At 66.5% G+C, this 21579-nt stretch carries 19 protein-coding genes; 13 read left to right on the plus strand and 6 right to left on the minus strand.

All coding sequences use genetic code 11. The annotated features are described in order from the left end of the window. Positions 1–194: 194 nt before the first annotated feature. A complete protein-coding gene (locus tag V3B46_RS00710; RefSeq protein ID WP_329890846.1) occupies positions 195–2390 on the plus strand; it encodes a TonB-dependent receptor in 2196 nt (731 codons plus the stop codon). Between the two features lie 157 nt (positions 2391–2547). Here the strand turns inward: V3B46_RS00710 and V3B46_RS00715 are convergent, their stop codons facing one another. Together V3B46_RS00715 and V3B46_RS00720 are read right to left on the minus strand one after the other, a co-directional pair. After that, the gene (locus V3B46_RS00715) at positions 2548–2904 is read right to left on the minus strand and encodes a hypothetical protein (RefSeq protein ID WP_071229603.1); all 357 of its coding nucleotides are present in this window, start codon (positions 2902–2904) and stop codon (positions 2548–2550) included. A 458-nt stretch (positions 2905–3362) separates the two neighbouring features. Beyond that, positions 3363–4028, minus strand: a complete 666-nt coding sequence (locus V3B46_RS00720) for a TraX family protein (RefSeq protein WP_329890847.1) — start codon at positions 4026–4028, stop codon at positions 3363–3365. A gap of 112 nt (positions 4029–4140) precedes the next feature. Here V3B46_RS00720 and pip point away from each other — a divergent pair, with 112 nt between their 5' ends. The 8 genes from pip (at position 4141) to V3B46_RS00760 (ending at position 12205) form a co-directional block, all read left to right on the plus strand. After that, on the plus strand, positions 4141–5088 hold the full coding sequence (gene pip / locus V3B46_RS00725; protein WP_329890848.1) for a prolyl aminopeptidase: 948 nt from the start codon (positions 4141–4143) through the stop codon (positions 5086–5088). Between the two features lie 271 nt (positions 5089–5359). Further along, complete coding sequence (locus tag V3B46_RS00730) at positions 5360–5659, plus strand: EF-hand domain-containing protein (protein WP_329890849.1); 300 nt, start codon at positions 5360–5362, stop codon at positions 5657–5659. 293 nt (positions 5660–5952) lie between these two features. Further along, positions 5953–6252 (plus strand): hypothetical protein, encoded by a 300-nt coding sequence (locus V3B46_RS00735; protein WP_006447714.1) that lies wholly within the window; start codon positions 5953–5955, stop codon positions 6250–6252. A 63-nt stretch (positions 6253–6315) separates the two neighbouring features. Further along, complete coding sequence (gene mgtA, locus V3B46_RS00740) at positions 6316–9075, plus strand: magnesium-translocating P-type ATPase (RefSeq protein ID WP_329890850.1); 2760 nt, start codon at positions 6316–6318, stop codon at positions 9073–9075. Positions 9076–9106: 31 nt separating this feature from the next. Next, a complete protein-coding gene (locus V3B46_RS00745) occupies positions 9107–9844 on the plus strand; it encodes an MgtC/SapB family protein (RefSeq protein WP_012511185.1) in 738 nt (245 codons plus the stop codon). A 129-nt stretch (positions 9845–9973) separates the two neighbouring features. Continuing rightward, entirely contained in the window at positions 9974–11029 is a 1056-nt protein-coding gene (locus tag V3B46_RS00750) for a sensor histidine kinase (RefSeq protein WP_329890851.1), read from the plus strand. Then, on the plus strand, positions 11022–11663 hold the full coding sequence (locus tag V3B46_RS00755) for a response regulator transcription factor (RefSeq protein WP_329890852.1): 642 nt from the start codon (positions 11022–11024) through the stop codon (positions 11661–11663). The genes V3B46_RS00750 and V3B46_RS00755 overlap by 8 nt, the downstream gene beginning before the upstream one ends. Then, complete coding sequence (locus V3B46_RS00760; protein ID WP_329890853.1) at positions 11660–12205, plus strand: DUF1697 domain-containing protein; 546 nt, start codon at positions 11660–11662, stop codon at positions 12203–12205. Before V3B46_RS00755 ends, V3B46_RS00760 begins: the two co-directional genes overlap by 4 nt. Before the next feature lie 153 nt (positions 12206–12358). Here V3B46_RS00760 and V3B46_RS00765 read toward each other — a convergent pair whose 3' ends face one another. Both V3B46_RS00765 and V3B46_RS00770 read right to left on the minus strand, forming a co-directional pair. Beyond that, the gene (locus V3B46_RS00765; RefSeq protein WP_329890854.1) at positions 12359–13531 is read right to left on the minus strand and encodes a low temperature requirement protein A; all 1173 of its coding nucleotides are present in this window, start codon (positions 13529–13531) and stop codon (positions 12359–12361) included. A gap of 9 nt (positions 13532–13540) precedes the next feature. Next, positions 13541–13807 (minus strand): hypothetical protein, encoded by a 267-nt coding sequence (locus V3B46_RS00770; protein WP_032129472.1) that lies wholly within the window; start codon positions 13805–13807, stop codon positions 13541–13543. Positions 13808–14010: 203 nt separating this feature from the next. Between V3B46_RS00770 and V3B46_RS00775 the strand changes: the two genes are divergently transcribed. The 3 genes from V3B46_RS00775 (at position 14011) to V3B46_RS00785 (ending at position 17884) form a co-directional block, all read left to right on the plus strand. After that, entirely contained in the window at positions 14011–14535 is a 525-nt protein-coding gene (locus V3B46_RS00775) for an RNA polymerase sigma factor (protein ID WP_065723390.1), read from the plus strand. Beyond that, positions 14532–15383, plus strand: a complete 852-nt coding sequence (locus V3B46_RS00780) for a FecR family protein (RefSeq protein WP_329890855.1) — start codon at positions 14532–14534, stop codon at positions 15381–15383. The genes V3B46_RS00775 and V3B46_RS00780 overlap by 4 nt, the downstream gene beginning before the upstream one ends. A gap of 71 nt (positions 15384–15454) precedes the next feature. After that, on the plus strand, positions 15455–17884 hold the full coding sequence (locus tag V3B46_RS00785; RefSeq protein ID WP_329890856.1) for a TonB-dependent receptor: 2430 nt from the start codon (positions 15455–15457) through the stop codon (positions 17882–17884). A gap of 54 nt (positions 17885–17938) precedes the next feature. Here the strand turns inward: V3B46_RS00785 and V3B46_RS00790 are convergent, their stop codons facing one another. Beyond that, positions 17939–19678 carry an amidohydrolase gene (locus V3B46_RS00790; RefSeq protein ID WP_329890857.1) on the minus strand — a complete coding sequence of 580 codons (1740 nt, stop codon included), beginning with the start codon at positions 19676–19678 and terminating at the stop codon, positions 17939–17941. 202 nt (positions 19679–19880) lie between these two features. On the opposite strand from V3B46_RS00790, the gene blaL1 reads away from it, so the two are divergent. Continuing rightward, positions 19881–20753 (plus strand): L1 family subclass B3 metallo-beta-lactamase, encoded by an 873-nt coding sequence (gene blaL1, locus V3B46_RS00795; protein WP_329890858.1) that lies wholly within the window; start codon positions 19881–19883, stop codon positions 20751–20753. A gap of 124 nt (positions 20754–20877) precedes the next feature. Here the strand turns inward: blaL1 and V3B46_RS00800 are convergent, their stop codons facing one another. Then, entirely contained in the window at positions 20878–21417 is a 540-nt protein-coding gene (locus V3B46_RS00800) for a DUF411 domain-containing protein (RefSeq protein WP_106468162.1), read from the minus strand. Positions 21418–21579 lie beyond the last annotated feature (162 nt).

Here is a 21579-nt window from a genome sequence, read left to right on the forward strand (position 1 = left end):
ATGGTTTAGTTTAATTTACTCAACTAATTCGGAATGCGTGTGGTTCGCAACCCCGCCGCCGTCCGCAATCGAGCCCATGGCTCACTTCCCGCCAGGTCCCCACCCAGCCGACAACCCTGCGCCGCGCCCTCCCCCGTGCTTGCCGTCGGCAGCGCGCCAAGCGCGCTCGCACCTGCGATTCACAGGAACCTGGCATGACCGTGTACAACCTTTCCTCCCCGCTGCAGCGTGCAGCGGCCGCCGCGACCCGCGTGCATCCGCATCCGCCGATGGCCCGGGGCTACCGGGTGTCGGCCCTCGCTCTGGGGCTGCTGGCATCGTCTGCCGCGCTGGCCGACTCCGCACCATCCACCCTGCCCTCGGTGCAGGTGCAGGAACAGCGCCGGGTCACTGCAGACTATGCGGGCGGCCAAGTGGCCGCCGGCAGCCGGGTCGGCCTGCTTGGCGACAAGGACTTCATGGACACGCCGTTCAGTACGGTCAGCTATACCGAGTCCTTCATCCGCGACCGCCAGGCCAAGGACCTCACCGACGTCATTGCCGCCACCGACCCCACGGTGTTCAGCAACGGCGTTACCGGTTCGTGGAGCGAAAACTACGCGATCCGTGGCTTTGCCTCCAACACCAGCGACACCACCTTCAACGGCCTCAGCGGCATGGCGCCGTACTATCGCACCTCGCCGGAGATGTTCGAGCGCATCGAGGTCTTGAAGGGTCCGTCCGCGCTGCTCAACGGCATGCCACCGGGCGGCTCGGTCGGCGGCAGCGTCAACCTGGTCCCCAAGCGTGCCGGCGATCAACCGCTGCTGCGCGTCAGTGCCAACTTTGCCTCCGATGCGCAGTTCGGCACCCATGTGGATATGGGCCGTCGCCTGGGCACAGACAAGCAGTTCGGCATCCGCTTCAACGGCGCGTACCGTGATGGTGATGGCGCCGTAGGCAAGCAGAGCAAGAAGGTACAGGTCGGTTCGCTGGCATTGGACTGGCGCGGCGAACGTGCGCGGCTGTCGGCCGATCTTTACAGCGCCGACGACCGCGTGGACGGCCCGGCGCGTGGCGTCGGTCTGGCACCGGGCGTGGCGATTCCGCGACCGCCGCGTGGCGACACCCTGATCAACCCGGACTGGGCCTACGTGGACAGCCAGGACAAGGGCGCGATGCTGCGCGGCGAGCTGGACATCAACGAACACCTGATGGCCTACCTGGCCTACGGCACCAGCAAGACCGACTACCGCTACAACGGTTCGATCAGTGCGCAGATCCTCAACCCCGCCGGTGACTTCACTACCGTGATCGGCCAGCTGGCGTTCGACATCAAGAAGCAGTCCGGTGACGCTGGCCTGCGCGGCAGCTTCCGTACCGGCAGCGTCGGCCACCAGTGGGCTGCCAACGTGACCCATTACCAGCACACCCAGAACGACTACGGGCGCCGCAGCGTGCCGGGCTGGGACTGGACCACGAACCTGTACAACCCGGTGTGGGGCCCTGCGGCACCGTTCGTGGCACCGCACATTTCGCATACCGAGCTGAAGCTGGACAGCATCGGCTTCGTCGACACCTTGTCCTTCGCCGATGACCGCGTGCAACTGACGCTGGGCGTGCGTCGCCAGCAGGTGGTCAGCGAGACCTTCAACGTGGCCAGCGGTGCGCGCACCTCGCGCTATGACGAAAGCGCCACCACCCCTGCCGCCGCGTTGCTGGTGAAAGCCACCGATAAGCTTTCGATCTACACCAACTACATCGAAGGCCTCAGCCAGGGCGCCACCGCGCCGATGACCGCCGCCAATGCCGGCGATGTGTTCGCACCATTCCGCACCAAGCAGAAGGAGCTGGGCCTGAAGCTGGACCTGGGCAGCTTCGCGCACACCTTCAGCGTGTACGAGATCAAGCGCCCGAGCAGCTACACCGACCCGGTCACGAATATCTTCTCGTTCGGTGGCGAACAGCGGAACCGTGGCGTGGAATGGGGCTTCTTCGGCTCACCACTGGATGGCTTGCGCCTCCTCGGTGGCGTGGCCTATGTAGAGCCGAAGCTGACCCGCACAGCAGGCGGTGTGAATGAGGGGCGCATCGCCACTGCCGTAGCGCAACGGCAGGCCAAGCTGGGTGTGGAATGGGATGTGCCGACCTTGCAGGGCCTAACCCTGACCGGCAATGCCACGGCGATGTCGAAGCAGTACATCAGTGCCGACAACAGCCTGTCTGTGCCGGGGCGCACGTTGTTTGATGTGGGTGCGCGTTACAACACCACGATGGCCGGACGACCACTTTCCTTGCGCGCCAGCGTGAACAACGTGACCAACAAGGCGTACTGGGGCATGCCGTTGCTTTCCAGCCTGGCGCTGGGCGCACCGAGGACGGTGTTGTTGTCGGCCACGATGGATTTCTGAACCGGGCGGCCTCCGCGCCAGACATGCATCACCTGTAGAGTCGAGCCATGCTCGACTCGCTTCATCAGTAGAGCCCGGCCATGCGTGGCTGCCGCCATGTTGATCCGCCAAAAGCATCCACGCATGGCGTGGATCTACTGAACCTCGGCCTACCCTTTCATTCCGGATGCAGGCGATAGATGGCATGACTGGTCAATGCCAGCGCGGCCAGCTTCAACCCTTCCATCACGCGGTCGCCGACGTAGTGTTCCGGGCCGCCATTCTGGCGGGCGCGTTCGGCCGCCAGCAGGATTTCCTGCACGATGCGCAGCCCGGCCAGCGCACCATCGGCATCGGCCAATGCCATGCATCGGCCCGGCAGTTGATGGCGCTCGGGCCAGGGCTGGCCGTCAGAAGCCGCGCCCAGCCCGATGCGATGCAGCAGGGCCGTCAGGTTGTTGGGATCGGGCGGGATGTCGTGCCCTTCATCGGCATTGGCCGGGGCGCGCTGATGGGGGAACTCCGATGCGTTCATGGCAGGTCTCCGTGCAAGGCATGCGGGACCACCGCCCTTAACAAAGGCGGCGGACGGTACGTGTGTGGAAACCGGTAGCCAAGCGTCATTACCCGGTGGGTCCGCTTGCGCGCACCCCACGTACCGCCCGCCATGGAACGCGAACGGAATGCCAGCCGGCGCCGCGCAAGGCGACGCCGTCTGGCAAGCGTAAACAACGCATAGCTAAACGGGTTTCCACACCCGGCCACCCTTTTTCGGCGGCAATCCATCATGTGCACAGCGGGGTGGCAGGCGCCAACAACCCAAGTGCAAAGACAGCAACGTTCACGCAGTGGCAGCATTGTCGCATATCGACAATCGCGCCGAAAATTCAATAACTTGCACCATGCCGGTGGCGGCATGCTTCACCCGCATCGGCACCGCGCATTCCTTGACCGCATCCGGCATTCAGGACATGCCACATGCCAGTTCCGACATTACGCAAGCAGATGGGCAATCAACGCCAGCACCGCCAGATGGCCCACGTAGTACCCGTAGAACGCCCACCGCCAGCGCGGCAGTTGCCACGGCACCCGCGCCGCCAACAGCACCACCGGAACGGCCAGCAATGCCCAGCCGTTGTGGTTGGCCCAGCACACCGCTGCAAGCCCAACCAGCAACAGCCACCACGCGCGATGCCGGAACGCGATCCAGGCCAGCAACACGCTGCCAACCCCGGCCCACTGGTAATCCACGAACATCGGCAGCACGCCGGCGGCCAGCAACAGCTGCACCGGCCGATTGTTCGCCAGCGCATGCACGGCCACTGCCGCAAAAGCAAAGGTGAGCAGAATGTTGAGTGGCAGCCAGTCGCCGAAGGCCCATGCGTGCAGCGGCTGTGCGATGACGCCCCATACGGACAGGCGACGGATCGACTTGCGCAGGTCCGCACCCGGCTGGGCGAGATTGCAGGCCATGACAAGCCCGAACAGCGGGAATGCGATGCGCCCCAGTTCGCTTACGACCGGCACGTAGCCTCCATAGACCACTTTTGCCACGTGGTCGCCGGTCATGGTCAGCAGCGCGATCCACTTCAGCAGCTCGCGGCCGCCGCTGCTGAGGCTGGGATCGGGCGTGGGCATCCCTGTAGTGGTCGCTTGCATCGCGGAAGCTTATGCGCATCGGCCAGCCCATTTCCAGCGCTGGGAAGGCGTGTGCGACTGCAGGCACCGGGCTGCGGCGCTATGCTGGCCGCCCCTGCTTGTGAGCACCACCATGCGTACCCTCTACCCCGCCATCGAACCTTACCGCGAGTTCACCCTGTCGGTGAGCGATCTGCACACCCTGCATATCGAAGAGTGCGGCACGCCAGAGGGCATCCCGGTGGTGTACCTGCATGGCGGCCCCGGCGCCGGCATCTCGCCCACCCATCGGCGCTTCTTCGATCCGGCGCGCTACCGCATCGTCTTGATCGACCAGCGCGGCAGCGGACGCTCGACGCCGTTCGGCGAGCTGCGCGACAACACCACGCAGGACCTGGTGGCCGACATCGAGAAGGTGCGCGAGCACCTCGGCATCGAGCGTTGGCTGGTCTATGGCGGCTCCTGGGGTTCGACCCTGTCGCTGGCCTACGCGCAAGCCCATCCCGAACGCGCCACCGGCCTGATCGTGCGCGGCGTGTTCCTCGGCCGCGAGATGGAGAACCGCTGGTTCGCGGAAACCAGCGGTGGCGCGCGCTGGATCTTCCCGGAGCGCTGGGACCGCTATGAGGCTTACATCCCGGAGGAGGAGCGCAGCGACATGATTGCGGCCTACTGGACGCGCCTGGACAGCCCGGACCAGGCCACCCGCATCGCAGCCGCGCAGGCGTGGCTGGGCTGGGAAGACAACGCCGCCACCCTGCTGCACGACGTGGATGCTGTTTCCACGGACGACCCGCTGGACACGCTGGCCAAGGCCCGCATCGAAGCGCACTACTTCCGGAACAGCATCTTCCTGGAACCGAACCAACTGTTGCGCGATATAGATCGCATCCGCCATCTGCCCGGCGTGATCGTGCAGGGCCGCTACGACATCATCTGCCCGCCGCGCAGCGCCTGGGACCTGGCCAAGGCCTGGCCGGAGGCAAAGCTGGAGATGGTGACGTCGGGCCACAGCGCGAACGAGCCGGCAACGGTGGATGCACTGGTGCGCGCGACGGATGCGTTTGCCGACAAGTACTGATGCCTACCCGGTAGAGTCGACTGTCAGTCGACTCTCGCCCGCAGCGCGGGATTTCGGTTTCCTGCCAAGTGCAGTCGACTAACAGTCGACTCTACCCAGCCGTCTTCGCGCAACCGCCTCTGCGCCGTCGATCGCGGCAGCCCGGTGAATGTCGGCCCACCGCAACCTGCCAGGCAGGTGGAGTCTTCGCAGCTCGCTTACAGGCGGGCGCCGATGATCCGGCCGTGGCCACGGACAACCCTGGCCTACCTCCCTACTTCTGGAGCCTGCCATGACCGGTGTTCGCTTTCTCGCCCTCGCTCTCGCCCTTTGCGCTGGCCTGCTTCTCGGTGCGTGTTCCAAGACCCAGGAAGCCAGCAAGGCCACCGCGGCCGAGGACGTAACCGAAGTGAAGCTCATTCCTGCCTATGAATCGCTGGACAAGGACAAAGACGGCATCGTCACCCTCGCCGAAGTCGATGCGGTTGCGCCGGACTGGGCTGAACGACTGCACGCCTGCGATACCGATCGCAACAAGACGTTGAGCCGCGGCGAGTACGACGTGTGCAAGCAGACCAGCACCTCGCATTGATTCCTTGATGCGCCATCAATTGGCGCGATGCGTGACCGGCTATACCAAGGTATAGCCGGGCTAACCCACGAGCCTCTAGGACTACCCCATTCAGGGGCGGACAATAGCGCCACTGGCCAGGGCAACCCTGGCTGGCACCCTCCCCTCATGGAGACACAGATGGACCCCGATCCTGCCGGGCGCGACGCGCCCCGGATGACCGCCTGTTGCCTGTTCCTGGCGCCTGCCCGCCGGTCCCTGCCTGCCTGAGTGACGGGGGATCGCCAGGCGCCGCCTGCTTGGAGATCACCCCCATGTCCTACAAGATCCTCTACATCACCCTGCGCCGCCTGATCGGCGAGCGCGATGTCGCCGCCCTGCGCAGCCAGCTGCTGCAGCACGGCCCGGTCATGTTTGCCCGTTCGCTGTCGCTCGGTTCGCCGCGCGTCGTCGCCGACGCGCTGTCACTGCTGCCCATCAGCGAGCGCATCAATGTGCTGCGCCATCTGCCCTATCCCCTGCGTGATGCGATGAAGCCGCTGTGCATCGGCGGCAGCCAGCGCCTGCACATGCAGCCGTGGTCGCCGGCGGTGCTGGCGATGCGCCACGCCTGATCTGTTTCATCCGTTCCGTTCGTGTTCCGGCCGCGGCCGGCTCTGACATTCGAGGAGAGTCCCATGAGCCTGCTCAACGCCTGGTTCAATGCCTTCCTGCGCAGCCGTCGCGCAGGCAACCTGTTCCGCCGCCGTGCGATGCCCGAAGTCGGGTTTGGCCCGGGCAGCGCCGAGGCGGCGCCGTTCGCGCTCACCACCGGCCTGGTCACCCTCGCCCAGCAGGAGGAAGCCGAGCTTCTGGCCACGCTGGAATCGCATGTCGATGGCCTCAGCCCGCATGAGGCCGAGGAGCGGCTGGCCACGCTCGGCCCCAATGAGGTGGATCACGAAAAGCCACTGCCGTGGTGGCGCCATCTGTGGCAGTGCTACCGCAACCCGTTCAACCTGCTGCTGACCGTGCTGGCGGCGGTGTCCTGGCTGACCGAGGACATCAAGGCCACTGTGGTGATTGGTGCGATGGTGCTGCTGTCCACGCTGATCCGCTTCGTGCAGGAAGGCCGCTCCAACCGTGCCGCCGAGCGGTTGAAGGCGCTGGTCGGCAACACCGCACGCGTGCTGCGTCGCAATCCGGGTACCGAGGCGGCCGATGTGGCCGACCAGTACTTCGGTGCGCACCTGAACAGCCGTCGCCCGGCGCGGCTGCTGGATCTTCCGATCCGCGAGCTGGTGCCCGGTGACCACATCGTGCTGTCGGCCGGCGACATGATTCCGGCCGATTGCCGCGTGCTGACCGCCAAGGACCTGTTCGTGGCGCAGGCAGCGATGACCGGCGAGTCGCTGCCGGTGGAGAAGTTCGCGCACCCGGGCGATGGCCTGGCTGGCCTGCTGGAGCAGCACAACCTGCTGTTCATGGGCACCAATGTGGTGTCCGGCACCGCAACCGCCGTGGTGCTGGCCACCGGCAACCGCACCTACTTCGGCACGCTGGCCCAGCGCAGCACTGCCACCGACCGTGCGCCCACTGCGTTCCAGGCCGGCGTCAACAGCGTCAGCTGGCTGCTGATCCGCTTCGCGCTGGTGATGGTGCCGTTCGTGCTGCTGATCAACGGCTGGACCAAGGGCGACTGGACCGAGGCGTTTCTGTTCGCACTGTCGGTGGCGGTAGGACTGACGCCGGAAATGCTGCCGATGATCGTCACCTCCACCCTGGCCAAGGGCGCGGTGCTGCTGTCGCGGCGCAAGGTGATCGTCAAGCGCCTGGATGCAATCCAGAACTTCGGCGCGATGGAAGTGCTGTGCACCGACAAGACCGGCACCCTCACCCAGGACAAGATCGCGCTGGAACGGCACACCGACGTGTTCGGTCACGATTCGGAGGATGTGCTGAAGTTCGCCTACCTCAACAGCCATTTCCAGACCGGGCTGATCAACCTGCTCGACCGTGCGGTGCTGGAGCACGTGGAGCTGCAGAGCTCGCTGCGGCTGTCGCAGGACTACCACAAGGTGGATGAGATTCCGTTCGACTTCGAGCGCCGCCGCATGTCGGTGGTGGTGTCCGAACGCGAGGACCACCATGAGCTGATCTGCAAGGGCGCGGTGGAGGAAATGCTGGCGGTATGCAGCACGGTGCGCGAGAACGGCGAGGACAAGCCGTTGGATGAGCAACGGCTGGCGCGCGTGCGGCAGACCACCGAGGAACTGAACGAACAGGGCCTGCGTGTGGTGGCAGTGGCGATGAAGGAGACCGCTGCAAGCCAGACCACCTATTCGCAGGCCGACGAATGTGGCCTGACCCTGGTCGGCTACGTCGCCTTCCTGGACCCGCCCAAGGAATCGGCTGCGCAGGCGCTGCAGGCGCTGGCCGCGCATGGCGTGGAGGTGAAGGTATTCACCGGTGACAACGAACTGGTGACCGCCCGCGTCTGCGCGCAGGTCGGGCTGGAGGCAGACACCATCCTGACCGGACCTCAGATCGAGCGCATGGATGACGGCGCGCTCTCGCGGGCGTTGCACCACCACCGCGTGTTTGCTCGCCTGACCCCGCTGCACAAGGAGCGCCTGGTGCGCGAGCTGCGTGCGCAGGGCAAAGTGGTCGGTTTCCTCGGCGACGGCATCAACGATGCGCCGGCGCTGCGCGCGGCCGACATCGGCATCAGCGTGGACAGTGCGGTGGACATCGCCAAGGAGGCGGCCGACATCATCCTGCTGGAAAAGAACCTGATGGTGCTGGAGGAAGGTGTCATCCAGGGCCGGCGTACGTTCAACAACATGCTGAAGTACATCCGCATGACCGCCAGCTCCAACTTCGGCAACGTGTTCTCGGTGCTGGTGGCCTCGGCCTTCCTGCCGTTCCTGCCGATGCTGCCACTGCAGCTGTTGGTACAGAACCTGCTGTACGACATCTCGCAGATCGCCATTCCGTTCGACAACGTGGACGAGGAACTGGTGCGCAAGCCGCTGAAGTGGAACCCGGCAGACATTGGCCGCTTCATGGTGTTCTTCGGGCCGATCAGTTCGATCTTCGACCTGAGCTGCTTCGCGCTGATGTGGTACGTGTTCGATGCGCGCACACCGGCCGACCAGGGTCTGTTCCAGTCCGGCTGGTTCGTGGTGGGCCTGCTGACCCAGACGCTCATCGTGCACATGATCCGTACGCCGAAGGTGCCGTTCCTGCAGAGCATCGCTGCGCCGCCGCTGCTGGCGATGACCGGCCTGATCATGGCCATCGGCGTGGCCCTGCCGATGAGCCCGCTGGCGGGTTACTTCAAGCTGCAGGCCCTGCCTACCGGCTACTGGCCGTTCCTGGTGGCGATCCTGTTCGGCTACGCGGTGCTGACCACCGTGCTGAAGAAAATCTATATCCGTCGCTACGGCTGGCAGTAAGCGCCCGCCGCCCGGTCCAAGGAGAAGCACAATGGACATCAATCCGAACCTGCCGGCGTTCAACGCCGGCGCGACCCTGAGCTCGTTGATCAGCCTGTCGGTGGCCTTCGTGCTTGGCACCGTCATCGGCCTGGAGCGACAGCTGCGCCAACGCACCGCCGGTCTGCGCACCAATACACTGGTGGCGGTGGGTGCTGCCGTCTTCGTGGACCTGGCCGTGCGCTTCCACGACCTGTACGGCGGCCCGCCATCGCCACTGCACGTGGTGGCCTATGTGATCTCCGGTGTCGGCTTCCTCGGCGCCGGCGCGATCATGAAGGACGGCGCGCAGGTGTCTGGCCTCAATACCGCCGCCACCCTGTGGGGCTCGGCGGCAGTGGGTGCCTGCGCGGGTATCAAGCTGCTGCCGGAGGCGGTACTGGCGGCCGTGTTCGTGCTGGCCGCCAACACCCTGCTGCGGCCGGTGGTGAACCGCATCCAGCGGCAGCCGTTGCCGGAGGCGTTCAGCGAGGCGACCTATGCAATCAACGTGGTCTGCCAGCGTGAGCAGCAGGCCGAGGTGCTGGACCAGCTGTTGCTGCTGCTTGAGCAGGCGCACTACCCGGTACGCGCGGTGGACCAGCGCCCGTTCGGCGAACGCGACGTGGAGATCGAGGCGGTGCTGTATGCCACCACGGTGGATGCCGGTGAACTGGATGCGGTACTGGCCACGCTGGCGACCACCCCCGGCGTGCTGCAGGGGTTCTGGAACGCCAGCCTGGAAGAATAGGTAGCGCGGGGCCATGCCCCGCGAGCGCGCAGCGCGGAGCCGGACGCATTCCGCCAGGCGTGGCCCGGCGCTACCGGAACCCAGGGTCACCTTTGCTATTCTTCCATCCCACGCCAGGGAGACGTCCCGATGCCATCGCTGTCGCCCCGCCGCCCGCTGGTGCTGCTGGTCCTGATCGTCGTGATGGCGGCGATCTTCCTGGTCGATACCGTCACCGACTACGCCGTGGCGGCGGCCTGCTTCTACGCAGCGGTCATCCTCGCCGCATCGCGCGTACTGGCCGCGCGCGGGCTGATCAGCCTGGCCATTGCCTGCATCGCACTCACCGCCCTGAGCTTCTTCCTCACTCGCTTCGGCACCTACCGCATCGGCCTGGTCAATTCGGTGATCGGCATGCTGGTGATCGGCATCACCACCTACCTTGCGTTGAAGATGGAAGCGGCCAAGGCCGCGGTGCAGGAGGCACAGGGCCGGTTGCTGCGGGTGGCGCGCGCATCGACCGTGGGCGAGCTGACCACCTCCATCGCCCATGAAGTGAACCAGCCGCTGGCGGCGATCGCCAGCAGCGCCGAAGCCTGCCAGCGCTGGCTGGCACAGGACCCACCGAACGTGGACAAGGCCCGGCAGACCGTAGCCCGCATCCTGGCCGACGCGCATCGCGCCGGTGACGTTATCGCCCGCATCCGCGGCCTGACCCAGGGCGCGGCACCGGAACGACGCGCCTTCGACCTGAACCAGGCGGTGGAGGAAATGCTGGCGCTGTCGCGCAGTGAACTGGACCAGCATGGCGTGGCCGTCGCCTTGCTGCTCGATGCCGACCTGCCACTGGTGCAGGCCGACCGCGTACAGGTGCAGCAGGTGATCGGCAACCTGATCCTCAATGCTGTGGACGCGATGGAGGCCGTGCCCGCCGCTGATCGTCGCCTGTCGCTGCTGACCCAGCGTGACGGCCAGCGGGTCAGCCTCAGCGTGCGCGACCGTGGCGTCGGCCTGCCCGCCGATCATCCCGAGCGTGTGTTCGATGCGTTCTGGACCACCAAGTCGCACGGACTGGGCCTCGGTCTGAGCCTGAGCCGTTCGATGATCGAGGCCAACGACGGCCAGATCCGCGCTGAGCGGCCGGCAGGTGGCGGCGCCTGCTTTGTGTTTGACCTGCCCATCGCCACGGAAGTCTCCCATGCGTAAGCCCGCTGCACCCATCACCGACCCGGCACCCATCGTCTACGTGATCGACGACGATCCGTCGGTGCGCGCCGCGCTGGAAGACCTGCTGGCCTCGATGGGCCTGCAGGTACGGGCCTTCGCCTCCACCCAGGCCTTTCTCGAGCACGAACTGGAAGACGCCCCGGCCTGCCTGGTGCTGGACGTGCGCATGCCCGGCCAGAGCGGGCTGGAGTTCCATCGCACGATGGGCAATCACGGCCTGCAGCTGCCGGTGGTGTTCATCACCGGCCACGGCGACATTGCAATGGGCGTCAACGCGATCAAGGACGGTGCCATCGAGTTCCTGACCAAGCCGTTCCGTGACCAGGAGCTGCTGGATGCCATTCACAAGGGCATCGAGATCGACCGCCAGCGGCGCCGGGACGGCGAGGCACTCGGCGCGCTGCAGCTGCGCTGGGACACCCTCAATGCCGGCGAGCGCGAGGTAGTTGACGGGGTGGTGCGCGGCCGCCTCAACAAGCAGATCGCCGGCGATCTCGGCGTCAGCGAGATCACGGTGAAAGTGCGCCGCGCACAGGTGATGCGCAAGATGGGGGCGCGTACGCTGGTCGACCTGGTGCGAATGTACGACCGCTTGCAGGCAGGTTCCCCATGAGCGTGCATGTCGCGCTGCTGCGAGCGGTCAATGTCGGCGGCACCGGCAATCTGCCGATGGTTGAACTGGTGGCGATGTGCGAAGACGCCGGCTTCACCGACGTCCGCACCTATATCGCCAGCGGCAACGTGGTGTTCCGCAGCGGACTTGGCGAAGCCGGCGTGCGGAAAGCCCTCGGCCAACGGCTGCAGGCCTATGCCGGAAAACCGGTGGGTGTGTTGGTGCGCTCCGCAGCCGAGATCGCAGCGGTTGCCGCCCGCAATCCGTTTCCGCATGCCGCCGGCAATCGCGTGGTCGCGCTGTTCGTGGATGAGGCACTGCCCACTGATCCCCTGACCGGGGTGACCGGCCTGCGCGATGAGCAGCTGGCGCTGGGTACCCGCGAGATCTTCGTCCACTATGGCGACGGCATGGCCGACTCGCGCCTGCGGATTCCCTATGCCCAGCAGGGCACCGCCCGCAACCTCAACACGGTCGGCAAGCTTGCGGCAATGGCCGCCGCACTCGGCCAGGTCACCGCAGACGGTAGAGGGCGGCGGTAGAGTCGACTGTCGCGCGCAGCGCGGGATTTTCCACAACCTTGTGGAAGAGCAGTCGACTAACAGTCGACTCTACATCGCGCGCAGCGCGGGATTTGCCACAACCTTGTGGAAGAGCAGTCGACCAACATTCGGCTCTACCCGGCAGAGGGCTGATCACGCCCGTTGCAGGCGACGCTTCAATCGCGTATCCATCAACCCCACCGCCAGCAGCACCGCACTGGTCAGCCAGCCAGCGGCCAGCAGATGGGTCTGCGGCAGTACGACACCGAACACCCCCAGCGCCACCGCACCGATCAGATGTGAGTACGGTGCGCGCCCGTACACCACGCGCTTGTACAGCGCGCTGCCCAGCAGGTAGATCAACGGGCCGGCCACCAGCACGGCCGCATACACCGGCGTCACCGCGGCATGCGGGTGGCCCATGACCAGGTCATTGCCCACCGCCGTAGCGATGATCCCGGCGATCAGCAACGCGTGCACATAGTGGAAGTTGGCCCCCATCCGGCCCGGGTCTTCGGCATGGCTGATGGCCTCGGTGGCGTCGCGACTGGAGATGCCGAAGTACAGCCACCACATGGCGATCGTGCCGGCGAAGGTGGCGAGCACTGCGGACACCACCGCCCCACTCCACTGTTCGACCTCGCTGAGCACGCCACCGGTGGCCAGCAACGTCTCGCCCAGTGCGACGATGACGAACAGCTGGCAGCGCTCGGCCAGGTGCCCACCTTCGATGGTCCACTCGCGGGTGTGCGAACGGCCCAGCCCCGGGAATGCGAAGCCGAACATCGGTGAGACGTATTCGCACGCCACCGCCACCGCCCACAGCGCCAACCGCGTATTGCCCTCGGCTGCCGCACCTGCCAGCCAGAAGCAGGCCGACACGCTCACCCAGGCCAGCATGCGACGGAAGTTCGGCGCCAGCGGGTGCGTGCGGCCAACCTCGAACAGCACGAAGGCGGTACGCCCGACCTGCATCGTGGCGTAGGCGCCGGCGAACACCCAGGCACGGTCGGCGAAGGCCTCGGGAATGGACGAGGACATCAACAAGGCCAGCAGCATGGTGGCGAACAGCAGGCCACGGATGCGCGGCGCCTCCGGATTGAACCAGTTGCTGACCCAGCAGGCGTACTGCCAGCCCAGCCAGACCGCGAACCACAGCACCAAGGTCTGCAGCACCCCGGCCAGATCCAGGTGATGCAGCAGGTGGTGGCTGAGCTGGGTGACCGCGAACACGTAGACCAGGTCGAAGAACAGCTCTTCGTAGGTCACGCGCGCGTGGTGGCCATCGCGCTGGCGCAGGGCCGGCAATCGCAGTCGTGTACGCATGGCTGTCCTTCAGCGCGCCAGGCGCCAGTAGAGCAGACCGGCCAGCAGGGCCGGCACCGCGAACACCAGCAGCAGGATCGGCAGTTCTTCGCGCATCCCGTAGCCGGCCTTGCTGACGCCCACCCACAGGTTGGCCACCGTCACCAGCAGCCAGGTGGCGATGAAGGCGATCAGGGCCGTGGGCAGCTGTGAGGTGCCCACGCTCCACAGCCGCCCGAACAGCAGGAACACCCCAAGCAGCACGACACCGCCCACCATCACCAGAAGCACGTGCATGGTCCACCTCCTTGAGCCTGCAGGCAGGCTAGCCGTGGGCGATTCTGCGCTCCAGCCGATGATCGTGGATTCACTTTCCAGATGCGGCGAACAATCGCCCTGACGATCGCGGCATGGCAGACGAGAACAGTTCCCATTAGTATTGCGTCATTATGCAGGGATGACCTCCCGGCACCCGCCTTTCACCCTTGCTGCCCGTACGGATGTCCCAGCCGACACTTCCCCGCCCACCTGCGCTGCCGCTGGTGACCTCGCTGGTGCGCCACTACGAGGAACTGGTGGACTACCTGCATCGCCGGTTCCGCTCGCCCGGGCTGGCCCGCGAAGTGGTGCACGATGTCTGTGTACGCCTGCTGGAACGTCCGGCCGTGCATGACGCCCGCCAACCGATCGCGCTGCTGCGGCGCATCGCCCACGATGCGGCGGTGGACCGCTGTCGCGCCGAGGATCTGCGCCGGCACTGGGTGGAGCCCCGCGCCGAGCTTCCCGAAGGCGCCTGCGAGCGCCCCGGACCCGAGCGCCAGGCGCAGGGCCAGCAGGCGCTGCAGCGCCTGACCACCAGCATCGAGCGCATGCCCTGCCGGCGGCAGCAGGTGTTCATCCTGCACAAGATCCACGAGCTGCCCCAGGCCGAGGTGGCGCAGCGGATGGGCATCGGCCTGAAGGCGGTGGAACGTCATCTGCGCCTGGCCATGGCCGACTGCCGGCTGCACGGTGCGCTGCGGTGAGTCCTGCATCACCCGATCCGGCACCGCCGTCGGCGCCCGCCGAACCGTCCGCCGAGGACACGCTCGACCAGCACCGGGAGGCACTGAAGAAGCGCTTCCCGTTGCCAAGCCCGGAGCAGCTGCAGCGCCGCCGCAGTGGATCTGGCGCGAAACGGGTACTGCCGGTGCTGTTGCTGGCGGCTGCCGCGCTGCTGCTGGCCGACCCGGCCTGGCAGGTGCGTGACTACCAGACCGCCGTCGGCGAGCGCCGCGACATCGAGCTGCCGGACGGCAGCCACGTGCTGCTCGACGCGGGAACCCACCTGCAGGTCCGTCGCCACCTGCGTTCGCGGCGGGTGCTGCTGGCGCAGGGCCATGCGCGCTTCGAGGTGCAGCATTCGGCGTGGCGCCGCTTCCAGGTCGATGCCGGGCCGGTACAGGTACGCAACTACGGCACGGTGTTCGATGTTGACCGCCAGGGCGATCTCAGCGAAGTCACGCTGTGGCGCGGCGAGGTCGGTGTCAGCGTGGATGGCGGCGGCACCGAGCAGCGGCTGAAGCCGGGGCAGCGCCTGCTGGCCCAGCCGGGGTCGCTGTCTCCGCCGGAAGCTGTGGATCCGGACCGGGCCGACTGGACCACCGGCCGGCTGCAGTTCGACCGCATGCCACTGAGCGAGGTGCTGCGCATCCTGCAGCGCTATCACGACCGTCCGATCGTGCTGGACGACCCTGCACTGGGTCCGCTGCAGGTGTCGGGCGTGTTCGATGCCGACCGTGCCGAGACGGCGGTCGCCTTGTTGCCGGAGATCCTGCCGGTCCAGGTGCATACCGCCGCCGACGGCAGCCTGCATCTGCGCGCCCGCGATTGATTGCCACGCCGAGGGTGGGTCGCGCGCCGTCCCATCCGGCAAGTGCTTGAACCCTTCCGAAGGACCCCCGCATGACCCGCCCTGTTCCGCCCGCCGCGCTGCGCCGGCTGGCCCCCACCCTGCTCGCCGCCTGCCTGTGTGCGGCGCTGCCCGCCACCGCGCAGACCGCTGCGTCCGCACCCGTCGAACTGCACCTGCCGGCCGGCCCGCTGCAGGCTTCGCTCAACTCGCTGGCGCGCCAGAGTGGCATCCAGCTGCTGTTCGCCGCCGACAGCGTGAGCGGCCGCAACGCGCCCGCCCTCGACGGCCGCTACACCCCGCACGACGCCCTGCAGCGCCTGCTGGCCGGGCAAGGCCTGGCGATGCAGGAGCGCTCGCCGGGGGTGTTCGTGGTGAGTGCCGCGCCGGCATCCCCCAAGCCCCGCGCTCCGGCCCGGGCCGCGTCATCGGCAGCGTCCCCGGCCACGACCACTTCGCTGGCCCGCGTCACGGTATCGGCCTCGACCGCGCGCATGCCGCAGGGCGAGACCGCGATGCCCAACACCATCACCGTGCTGACCCGCGAGGACATCGCGCAGCAGCTGGCGCTGGGCTCGGATGTCTCGCGCGTGCTGTCGGCGCAGATCCCGGCGTTTGCCCCGGCGCGCGAGAAGATGTCCAACTACGGCGAAACCATGCGCGGCCGCGGCATCCTGTACATGGTCGACGGCGTGCCGCAGTCGACGCCACTGCGCGATGGCTCACGTGATTCGCACACCATCGATCCGGCGATGATCGAACGCATCGAGGTCATCCACGGCGCCAACGCACTGCAGGGCATCGGCGGTACCGGTGGCATCGTCAACATCATCACCCGCAGCGCGCCCAGCGAGCCCGGCGCCTTCCTGCTCGACACCAACGTCAGCTACAGCTCGGCCCTGCCCAGCCGCCGCGATGACAATGGCCAGCGCGGCTCGGCACTGGTCGGCGTGCGCGGCGAGCAGTTCGATCTGGTCGCCGGCCTGGCCTATGAGAAGCAAGGCCTGTACCACGACGGCGAGGGCCGTTCGATCGGTACCAACGCGCAGGGCGAACTGATGGATTCGACCTCGTCGAACGTGTTCGCCAAGCTGGGCTGGAACATTGCCGAGGGCCACCGCCTGCAGCTGATGGCCAACCGCTACGAGCTGCGCGGGCTGGACAACTACCTGGCCGTCAATGGTGACTACCGAACCGGTCGCCCGACCATTTCGGTGCCCGGCGATACACCGCTGGATCCACCGATGAACCGCTCGCGCTCGCTGACCCTGGACTACAGCCATGCCGACCTGCTCGGCGGCCAGTTCCTGGCCCAGGCGTTCGCGGTGGATTTCGAAGGCCGCTACGGCGCCAGCCAGTGGGACCCGTGGGGCAACACCGGCGCCAACGCCGCCTGGGACCAGACCCAGAACGAATCGGACAAGCGCGGCTTCAAGCTGACCCAGAGCTGGGCCCGCATCGCCGACACCACGCTGGACGTGACCCTGGGCCTGGATGGCCTGCGCGACCGCACCCACCAGGTACTGCTGGCCAGCGGCATGAACTGGGTACCGCAGACCACCTATCAAAGCCTGTCGCCGCTGCTGCAGCTGCACTGGTGGCCAACCGACCACCTCATGCTGTCCGGCGGCCTGCGCTACGAAAAGGGCGAGCTGGAAGTAGGCGACTACACCACCCTGCCCCGCTACGGCGCACGCAAGGTGGCCGGCGGCAAGCCGACCATGAGCGAGACCCTGCCCAATTTCGGCGCGGTCTGGTACATCAACGATCGCCTCAACGCCTACGCCTCGTATTCGGAAGGCTACACCGTGGCCGACGTCGGCCGTGTGCTGCGTGCAATCAATCGCGACGGCCAGCGCGTGGACAATCTGATTGATCTGTCACCGGTGGTGTCGGACAACCGCGAGATCGGCCTGGAGTACGACGATGGTCGTTTCAGCGGTGACATCGCCTACTACACCTCCGAATCCAAGCTGGGCTCGGTGCTGATCTACGATCCGGGCATCGACGCCTATGCGGTGCAGCGCCAGGCCACCCGCGTGGAGGGCTTCGAAAGCAACCTGCGCCTGCGCCTGGGTGACAGCCGGCTGGGCCTGGGCTATGCGCGCGCCAACGGCCGCTACGATGCCGACGTCGACGGCCGCCTCGACAGCGACCTGGCGGGCGTGAACATCGCGCCGAACCGGCTGACCGCGTTCTGGGAGCAGAGCTGGACACCACAGCTGAGCACCCGCCTGCAGGCCAGCCACGCCTTCGACCGCGATTTCGACCTGCGTGGCGCGCGGGTGGCGGAATTCAAGGGTTACACCACGGTGGACCTGGTCGCGCGCTACACGCTGGACAAGCACGCCTTCACGCTGGGCGTGCAGAACCTGGCGAACAAGCAGTACATCAGCTACTACTCGCAGACCACGCCGTCGAACCCGAGCTATTTCTCGGGCCGCGACCGGGTGCTGACGCTGGGGTGGCAGTACCGGTACTGAACCTGCACGGGGCCCGGGGCGGTGTCGCCCCGGGCCCAAGTCGCACGCCTCGGGTCACGCGGCGTAGCGACGCTGCCCCTGCAGCCAGGTCTCCATCACCTTCAGGTCGATGACCCTTGCCGGATCGATCGTGAGCGGATCGCGGTCGAGGATGACCATGTCCGCATACTTGCCATGCTCCAGGCTGCCGACGATGTCGTCCACCCGGCATTGCCATGCCGCATCGATGGTCACCGCGCGCAGCGCCTGTTCGACACTGATGCACTCTTCCGGGTTCAACACTTCGCCGCCATCACGCATGCGGCGGTTCACCGCGTTGTCGATGTAGCGCAGCGGTTCGATGGTGGTGACGTTGAAATCGGAGTGCAGCGAAATGCGCAGGCCGCCCGCCAGCGCCGACCGGCATGGATCGTAGAGATCGGCGCGCTGCGGGCCGAGGATGTTGTCCCGGAAGGCTTTCCCCCAGTAGTACACGTGTCCGATCAGGAACGAAGGTGAAACCTGGAGATCGCCCAGGCGGACGATCTGCTCAGGATGCAGCACGCTGCAGTGCTCGATGCGATGGCGATGATCGGCGCGCGCGGTCTTTGCCAGCACCGCCTGATAGACGTTCAGCGTGGTATCGATTGCCGCATCGCCATTCGCATGGATTCCCACCTGCCAACCGAGGTCGTGGGCGCGCTGCACCCCGGCTATCAACTCGGCTTCGGTGTAGTTCAATGCCCCTCGCTTGTCCGAACCCAGATAGTTCTCGCGCTGATAGCCTGTCTGCGCCTGGTTGGATCCATCGGACCAGAATTTGATACCGGTCAGGCGGAATCGATCATTGCCATCGCCCGGCTTGAGGCCGCGCTTGATCCAGTCGTCCATCAGATCGGAGGTGAGGAATCCCGAGTAGCGGATGGGTGGATTCTTCGCCATCACCCCATTGAGCACGTCCAGGTCCGCCGTGCCGCCGGTGCCAATGCCTGCGTCATGCAGGCTGGTGCAGCCAGCCTTGGTCGCGTCCGCGAACAACTGCTGGATCAGCACGGTATAGCGTTCCGGGCTGGGCATCGGCATTGCCGCCATGAACGGTTTCATCGCAGGAGATTCCTGCATGCGCCCCGTGAGCTTTCCGTGCGCTCGATCGTAGCGCCCCTGGTCGGGATCGGGCGTTGCATCGGTGACGCCTGCTGCTGCGAATCCTTTCGTGTTGCTGTAGGCGATATGCCCATTGGACTCCAGCACGAACACCGGATTATGGGCCGCCACATCGTCCAGCGCCTGCATCGTGATGGCCTGGCCGGGCATCAGCGAGGGGTCGATGCCCTGCGCAACCACCCATTCGCCGGGTTTGCTCGCACTCGCGGCGGCACCAATCTTCGACAGCGCCTCGGCCAACGTGGCGGTACTGAACGGTGTCACGTCCACCCAGTCGGACAGCATCGCCATCGCCGAGTGCATATGCGGGTCGATGAAGCCTGGCAGCAGCGCCCTGCCGCGCAGGTCGACCACATCGGTCTGGCGCCCCCGATGCAGCATGACCTCCTCGTGGCTGCCCGTGGCCAGGATCCGCCCCTGGCGAACCGCGACAGCCTGCACCTTGCCCTTGGGCCCGAGCGTATGGATCGGACCGCCATGGAAAATCCGATCCGCCGGCCCTGCCAGGTTCGGCGCAGGCGTAGCAGAGAACGCCGGCAGCGGTACGGCAGCCCCGGCCAGCACCGCCGCCCCCAACCCGACCATCCCGCCGAGAAACTCGCGACGTGCCTGCAGGAATGCTGCGGCCCCTGGATTGCACACAATGCACATGCGCCTGCTCCTTCCTTGTGGTCGCTGCAGGCTACCCTGCGCGATGCGAACACGTTGCGAACTGCATCGCCCTTTCACGGCAGTTGTCGCGCCAATATTCCGGCACCCGCAACGCCGGCTTATGGCAGGCATGAGGAATCATAGAAACGGCACCGGAAAGCGCCGTGCTAGCCTCGGTCCACCTTCCCGATACACCTTTCACATGCGCCCGCACATGCTCGCCCTCTCGCTTGCAGCAGTACTCCCGATCGCCTACGCCAGCGCCGCCGAGGCACCACTGCCGCAGTTGCGGGCCTACACCGTGGATGCTTCCTGGCTGCAGCCGATGGCACCACTGCAGATTGCTGACCACACCTGGCAGATCGGCACCGAGAACCTGACCGCACTGCTGGTGCAGACCGCCGAGGGCGCAGTGCTGCTGGACGGCGGCATGCCACAGATGGCCGGCCACCTGCTGGGCAACATGAAGGCGCGCGGCGTGGCCCCGCAGGACCTGCGATTGATCCTGCTCAGCCACGCGCATGCCGACCACGCCGGGCCGGTCGCCGAGCTCAAGCGTCGCACCGGCGCACAGGTGGCGGCCAACGCCGAATCGGCGGTGCTGCTGGCACGCGGCGGCAGCAACGATCTGCACTTTGGCGACGACATCACCTATCCTCCGGCCAGCGCCGACCGCATCGTGATGGATGGCGAGGTGGTCGAGGTGGGCGGCATCGAATTCACCGCGCACTTCATGCCGGGACACACCCCGGGCAGCACCGCTTGGACCTGGACCGATACCCGCGAGGGCAAGCCGGTGCGTATCGCCTATGCCGACAGCCTGAGTGCGCCGGGCTACCAGCTGAAGGGCAACCCCCGTTATCCGCGCCTGGTCGAGGACTACAAGCGCAGCTTCGCGACGGTGCGGGCGTTGCCCTGCGACGTGTTGCTGACCCCTCATCCGGGCGCGAGCAACTGGGACTACGCCGCGGGTGCCAGGGCCGGTGCCAAGGCACTGACCTGCAAGGCCTACGCGGATGCGGCAGAACAGAAGTTCGACGCACAGCTGGCCAAGGAAACAGCTGGCGCCCGCTGATTTTGTAGATCCTGTAGAGCCGAGCCTATGCTCGGCTTGTCGGCGGAGAGCAGCCGAGCATAGGCTCGGCTCTACACAGGACGCGTGGAATGGTGCCGGTCTGGACGACCGGCACCCGCGATTGTCAGCCGCCCTGCCCGTGCTGGGCAAACGGCTCGGTTGTGCCATCGGTACGCACCAGTTCAACGGTGTACGGCTGCACGTAGCCATCCGGCATTTCCATGCCCGGCGAACCGGCCGGCATTCCCGGCAACACCAGCCCACGCGCCGCCGGACGTTCGGCCAGCAGTCGCTTGATGTCTTCGGCCGGGATATGGCCTTCAACCACGTAACCACCGATCTCGGCGGTGTGGCAGGACGCCTTGCCGACCGGCACCCCCAGCCGGACCTTGATCGGGTTCATGTCATCGGTATCGCGCACATCCACCTGGAAGCCTTCGGCCTTCAGGTGGTCGACCCATATGCCGCAGCAGCCGCAGCTGGCGGTCTTGTGCACGATGGCGATGGGCAGTGCCGGGTCCACCTGCGACGGGCTGGACTTGATCGGTGCCGCCGGGGCTTCGCTGGCAACCGGCGCGGCAGGCGATTCTTCGGCAGCACGCGCGCAGGCGGTGGTGGCCAGCACTGTGCCCAGCAGCAGGCCGAGGGAGAGAGAGCGGTTCATGGTGTTGATTCCTTTGCAGATGCGGGCAACGCGGCCCGCTGCCTGCGCATCGAAGGCACAGGCAGAGTCGAGATTGAGTCGAGCAGCTATGGCAGGCGCTTGAGGCCTGCAGGGAATCACACGATGGGAGGCCGTAGCGGATCCGGCAACGGCGGCGGTGCG

It is taken from the genome of Stenotrophomonas sp. SMYL11 (assembly GCF_036320005.1).
GTDB classification, from domain to species: Bacteria; Pseudomonadota; Gammaproteobacteria; order Xanthomonadales; family Xanthomonadaceae; genus Stenotrophomonas; species Stenotrophomonas maltophilia_A.

Excerpts from the sequence above, each read along its gene's own strand:
- V3B46_RS00800 (WP_106468162.1), bottom strand. The coding sequence starts at position 21,417 with ATGAACCGCTCTCTCTCCCTCGGCCTGCTGCTGGGCACAGTGCTGGCC.
- V3B46_RS00790 (WP_329890857.1), bottom strand. The coding sequence starts at position 19,678 with ATGTGCATTGTGTGCAATCCAGGGGCCGCAGCATTCCTGCAGGCACGT.
- mgtA (WP_329890850.1), top strand. The coding sequence starts at position 6,316 with ATGAGCCTGCTCAACGCCTGGTTCAATGCCTTCCTGCGCAGCCGTCGC.
- V3B46_RS00760 (WP_329890853.1), top strand. The coding sequence starts at position 11,660 with ATGAGCGTGCATGTCGCGCTGCTGCGAGCGGTCAATGTCGGCGGCACC.
- V3B46_RS00735 (WP_006447714.1), top strand. The coding sequence starts at position 5,953 with ATGTCCTACAAGATCCTCTACATCACCCTGCGCCGCCTGATCGGCGAG.
- V3B46_RS00745 (WP_012511185.1), top strand. The coding sequence starts at position 9,107 with ATGGACATCAATCCGAACCTGCCGGCGTTCAACGCCGGCGCGACCCTG.
- V3B46_RS00755 (WP_329890852.1), top strand. The coding sequence starts at position 11,022 with ATGCGTAAGCCCGCTGCACCCATCACCGACCCGGCACCCATCGTCTAC.
- V3B46_RS00770 (WP_032129472.1), bottom strand. The coding sequence starts at position 13,807 with ATGCACGTGCTTCTGGTGATGGTGGGCGGTGTCGTGCTGCTTGGGGTG.
- V3B46_RS00715 (WP_071229603.1), bottom strand. The coding sequence starts at position 2,904 with ATGAACGCATCGGAGTTCCCCCATCAGCGCGCCCCGGCCAATGCCGAT.
- V3B46_RS00785 (WP_329890856.1), top strand. The coding sequence starts at position 15,455 with ATGACCCGCCCTGTTCCGCCCGCCGCGCTGCGCCGGCTGGCCCCCACC.
- V3B46_RS00775 (WP_065723390.1), top strand. The coding sequence starts at position 14,011 with ATGTCCCAGCCGACACTTCCCCGCCCACCTGCGCTGCCGCTGGTGACC.
- blaL1 (WP_329890858.1), top strand. The coding sequence starts at position 19,881 with ATGCGCCCGCACATGCTCGCCCTCTCGCTTGCAGCAGTACTCCCGATC.
- V3B46_RS00730 (WP_329890849.1), top strand. The coding sequence starts at position 5,360 with ATGACCGGTGTTCGCTTTCTCGCCCTCGCTCTCGCCCTTTGCGCTGGC.
- V3B46_RS00720 (WP_329890847.1), bottom strand. The coding sequence starts at position 4,028 with ATGCAAGCGACCACTACAGGGATGCCCACGCCCGATCCCAGCCTCAGC.
- V3B46_RS00765 (WP_329890854.1), bottom strand. The coding sequence starts at position 13,531 with ATGCGTACACGACTGCGATTGCCGGCCCTGCGCCAGCGCGATGGCCAC.
- pip (WP_329890848.1), top strand. The coding sequence starts at position 4,141 with ATGCGTACCCTCTACCCCGCCATCGAACCTTACCGCGAGTTCACCCTG.
- V3B46_RS00710 (WP_329890846.1), top strand. The coding sequence starts at position 195 with ATGACCGTGTACAACCTTTCCTCCCCGCTGCAGCGTGCAGCGGCCGCC.
- V3B46_RS00750 (WP_329890851.1), top strand. The coding sequence starts at position 9,974 with ATGCCATCGCTGTCGCCCCGCCGCCCGCTGGTGCTGCTGGTCCTGATC.